We start from the raw sequence: 4,267 nt of genomic DNA, 5'->3' as shown, positions 1-4,267 counted from the left end.
TGTGTTCCTCGGCGGTCCGCCGGGTGACCCCGAGCCGCGCGGCGATGCTGGCGACGGTGGCGGCGGGGCTGTTCACCCTGCCCTATCTCCTGCTGTCGTCGATCGCCGGCCAGCTCGCCGACGGGATGGACAAGGCGCGGCTGGTGCGCTGGGTCAAGGTGGCGGAGATCGCGATCATGGCGGTCGCGCTCGTCGGTTTCCGCCTCGCCTCGGTCCCCATCCTGCTCGGCTGCGTGGTGGCGATGGGCGTGCATTCGGCGATCTTCGGGCCGGTCAAATACTCGATCCTGCCGCAGCATCTCCGGCGCGACGAGATCATGGCGGGCACCGGGCTGGTCGAGGCGGGCACCTTCGTCGCCATCCTCGCGGGGCAGCTGCTCGGCGGGCTGGTCGTGCCGGAGCGGGCCGGACTGATCGCGCTGGCGGTCGCGGTCGCCGGCTTCGGCGCGAGCTGGCTCGTGCCCGCCGCCCCGCCGCCCGCGCCGGGGCCGCCGATCGACTGGAACCTCGTCCGCGGCACCGTACGCATCCTGCGCGTCGCGCGCGGCGGTCGCGGGCTGTGGCTCGCCGTCCTCGGCATCAGCTGGTTCTTCGGCGTCGGCACGGTGGTGACGGCGCAGCTAGCACCGCTGGCGCACGGCGTGCTGGGGGCGGGGCCGCGCGTCGTCACGCTGTTCCTGCTCGTCTTCTCGGTCGGCGTGGCGGGCGGCTCGGTGCTGGTCAGCCGGCTGCTCGGCGGCGTGGTGTCGGGGCGCTACCTCCCGGCCGCCGCGCTTGGCATGGCGGTGTTCCTGCTCGATCTGTGGTTCGCCACGCGGCGCTATGCGCCCGCGCCGGCCATCGGCTGGCACGCCTTTCTGGGGGAGCCGCAGGGCTGGCATGTGGTCTTCGCGCTCGCGGGCCTGTCGGTGGCGGGCGGCATGTTCGTGGTGCCGCTCTATGCCTGGCTGCAGACGCACGCCGACGCGGCCGAGCGCTCGCGCGTCATCGCCGCCAACAACGTCGTCAACTCGGTCGTCACCGTCGCGCTGACGCTGGTCGCGGTCCTGCTGACCGGCCGCGGCACCGGCGTGCCGGAGATCATGGGCGCCATGGGCGTGGCGACGCTGCCGTTCGCCCTCATCATGCGCCGGCTGCGCTAGATCTCGACGTCCGCGAGCGCGCTGCGCTGCCGCGTGTCGCGCATCAGCAGCGCGGTGAGCAGCGACCCCGCCGACACCGCCGTCACATACCAGTAGAACCCGCTCTCGTGCCCCGCGCGCTTGAACGCCAGCGCGATGTTCTCGGCGGTGCCGCCGAACAGCGCGTTGCCGACGCCATAGGCCAGCCCGACGCCGAGCGCGCGGACCTGCACGGGGAACAGCTCGGCTTTGAACAGCCCGCTGACCGACGTGTAGAGCGCGTTGATCGCCAGCCCGGCGAGGACGAGTCCGAACGCCGCCGCCCCGGTGTGCGCCTGCGCGAGCGCCGTCATCAGCGGCACCGTGAGCAGCGTCGCCAGCGCGCCGAACAGGATCAGGTTCGCGCGCCGCCCCCAGCGATCGGCCAGCGCGCCGAACAGCGGCTGGAGCAGCATGAACGGCGCCAGCACCGCCGTCATCACCAGCGTCGCCTCGCCTTTCGGCAGGCCGGTGGTGAGCACCAGATATTTCTGCATGTAGGTCGTGAAGGTGTAGAAGACGAGGCTGCCGCCCGCCGTCAGCCCGATCACCGTCCACAGCGCCGGCCAGTGCGCGCGCAGCGCCGCGAGCGAGCCTGCCGCCGGCCCGCGCTGCTCGGCGCGCGTCGTCTCCGGCATCCACCGGCGCAGCAGCAGGAACAGCGCCGCCCCCACCGCCCCGCCCGCAAAGGCGATGCGCCACCCGAAGCGCTGCATCTCGGCCTCGGACAGCCAGTGCTGGAGCGCCAGCACCACGGCGGTGGCGAGCAGCTGGCCGCCGATCAGCGTGACATATTGGAACGAGCCCCAGAACCCGCGCCGCCCCGCCGCCGCGATCTCGCTCAGATAGGTCGCCGCGGTGCCGTATTGCCCGCCGGTCGAGAAGCCCTGCGCCATGCGGCCGACGAGCAGCAGCAGCGGCGCCAGCGCGCCGACCTGGCCATAGGTGGGCAGCACCGCGATCGCGAGCGAGCCCGCGCCCATCATCAGCACCGATACCATCATCGCCCGCTGCCGCCCGTGCCGGTCGGCGTAGCGCCCGAAGAACCAGCCACCGATCGGCCGCAGCAGGAAACCGACCGCGAAGATGCCGCTGGTCGCCATGACCTGCGCCAGCGGGTCGGTGATCGGGAAGAACTCGGACGAGAAATACAGCGCGGTGAAGGCGTAGACGTAGAAGTCGAACCACTCGATCAGGTTGCCCGCCGATCCCGCCAGGATCGCGCCCACCCGCCGCGCCGGCGTCAGCGCGCCCGCATCCCCCGTCATGCGCTGCTCAGGCCGCGAACGCCGCCGCCGGGAGGGCATAGAGCACGTCCGCGCTGGCGGTGGCCGCGGCGCGCAGGCCGAGCGCCTCGGGCACGATCTGGTCGAGGTAGAAGCGCGCCGTCACCCGCTTGGCGCGGCCGAAATCATCGTCGGGCGCGGCGCGGCTCTCGCGCTCCAGCAGCCAGCCGCACACCGCCACCGCCAGCATGGTGAGGAAGGGATAGCTCGCCGCCAGCCGGTCGTCATGCCCCGCGCCGGCGAGCGTCAGACCGACGGCGTCGCAGGTCGCGACCAGTGCTTTCAGCTCCGGATGCGCCGCGTCACGTGCCATGTCGGCGATCAGCGCGGCGAACACCGCGCCATTCTCCAGCCCCAGCTTGCGCCCGACCAGATCGGCGGCCTGGATGCCGTTGGTGCCCTCGTAGATCGGCGTGATCCGCGCATCGCGCAGGAACTGCGCCGCGCCGGTCTCCTCGACATAGCCCATGCCGCCGTGCACCTGCACGCCCAGCGACGCGACCTCGCAGCCGAGATCGGTGCCGTGCGCCTTGGCGAGCGGCGTCAGCAGCTCCAGCCGCGCGCGCGCATCCACATCCCCGAGCGTGGCGCGATCCACCTGCCCCGCGGCGTAATAGACCAGCGCGCGCGCCGCCTGGGTCTGCGCCTTCATCCGCAGCAGCATCCGGCGCACGTCCGGGTGCTCGACGATCGGCACGGAGTCGCGACTGGCGCCGCCCGCGCGCGCGGACTGCACGCGGTCGAGCGCATAGGCGATCGCCGCCTGCGTCGCCCCCTCCGCCACCTGCACGCCCTGCAGGCCGACATTGAGCCGCGCGTTGTTCATCATGATGAACATCGCGCGCATGCCGCCATGCTCGGGGCCGATCAGCTCGCCGAGACAATCGTCCCGGTCGCCGAACGAGAGCACGCAGGTGGGCGAGGCGTGCAGCCCCAGCTTGTGCTCGATCGAGACGACGCGGACGTCGTTCGGCGTCCCGTCCAGCCGCATCTTGGGCACCAGGAACAGCGAGATGCCGCGCGTCCCCGCCGGCGCGTCCGGCGTGCGGGCGAGGACGAGATGGACGATGTTGGCGGCGAGATCGTGGTCGCCGAACGAGATGAAGATCTTCGTGCCCTTGAGCCGCCACTGGCCATCGCCGGCGGGCGTCGCCTGGGTGCGCAGCGCGCCGACGTCGGAGCCCGCCTGCGGCTCGGTCAGGTTCATGGTGCCCGTCCACTCGCCGGTCGCGAGCTTGGGGAGATAAGCCGCCTGCTGCGCGGGCGTGCCGTGATGCGCCAGCGCCTCGATCGCGCCGACCGTCAGCGTCGGGCACAGCGCGAAGGCCATGTTGGCCGCACCCAGCGTTTCCAGCACCGCCGTCTGCACCGCGAAGGGGAGGCCCTGCCCGCCCCAGCGCTCGTCGACGCCGATCGTGCCCCAGCCGCCATCGACATAGTCGCGATAAGCGCGGGCATAGCCATCCGGCATGACCACGCCGTCGGGCGTCCAGCGCGCGCCCACGGTGTCGCCCGCGCGCGACAGCGGCGCCCATTCGCCCGCCGCGAACTGGCCGACGCCGTCCAGCACCGCATCGATCAGATCCGGCGTCGCCGCCGCGAACCGCGCGTTCGCCGCCAGCTCGGGCAGGCGCACGACCTGATCCAGCACGAAGCGCTGCTCGGCGGTGGGCGGCGTGAAGGGCATGATCGTCTTTCGTCTGCGGGGCTCAGGCCTTGCACCGCGGGCCGCTCGATGTGCAAGGGCGGCCCCGAAAGGACATCCGTCATGAAGACCCGCGCTGCCGTCGCGTTCGAGGCCAAGCGGCCGCTGGAGATCGT

Annotated in this window: 3 protein-coding genes; 1 reads left to right on the top strand and 2 read right to left on the bottom strand. The window is 72.4% G+C overall.

The genetic code is table 11. The annotated features are described in order from the left end of the window. Window positions 1-23: 23 nt before the first annotated feature. Window positions 24-1,142 (top strand): MFS transporter, encoded by a 1,119-nt coding sequence (locus tag ACFE64_RS12425; RefSeq protein ID WP_375392778.1) that lies wholly within the window; start codon window positions 24-26, stop codon window positions 1,140-1,142. Here ACFE64_RS12425 and ACFE64_RS12420 read toward each other — a convergent pair. Together ACFE64_RS12420 and ACFE64_RS12415 are read right to left on the bottom strand one after the other, a co-directional pair. Beyond that, a complete protein-coding gene (locus tag ACFE64_RS12420; RefSeq protein WP_375392777.1) occupies window positions 1,139-2,428 on the bottom strand; it encodes an MFS transporter in 1,290 nt (429 codons plus the stop codon). The genes ACFE64_RS12425 and ACFE64_RS12420 overlap by 4 nt on opposite strands. A 7-nt stretch (window positions 2,429-2,435) precedes the next feature. Further along, window positions 2,436-4,133 carry an acyl-CoA dehydrogenase gene (locus tag ACFE64_RS12415; protein WP_375392776.1) on the bottom strand — a complete coding sequence of 566 codons (1,698 nt, stop codon included), beginning with the start codon at window positions 4,131-4,133 and terminating at the stop codon, window positions 2,436-2,438. Between the last annotated feature and the right edge of the window lie 134 nt (window positions 4,134-4,267).

It is taken from the genome of uncultured Sphingomonas sp., assembly GCF_964250165.1.
In the GTDB taxonomy this organism is placed as follows: Bacteria; Pseudomonadota; Alphaproteobacteria; order Sphingomonadales; family Sphingomonadaceae; genus Sphingomonas.
This window is presented reverse-complemented; position numbering and strand designations above follow the sequence as displayed.

Bases quoted from the DNA above. Each gene is read 5' to 3' on its own strand.
- ACFE64_RS12420 (WP_375392777.1), bottom strand. From the start codon at position 2,428: ATGACGGGGGATGCGGGCGCGCTGACGCCGGCGCGGCGGGTGGGCGCG.
- ACFE64_RS12415 (WP_375392776.1), bottom strand. From the start codon at position 4,133: ATGCCCTTCACGCCGCCCACCGCCGAGCAGCGCTTCGTGCTGGATCAG.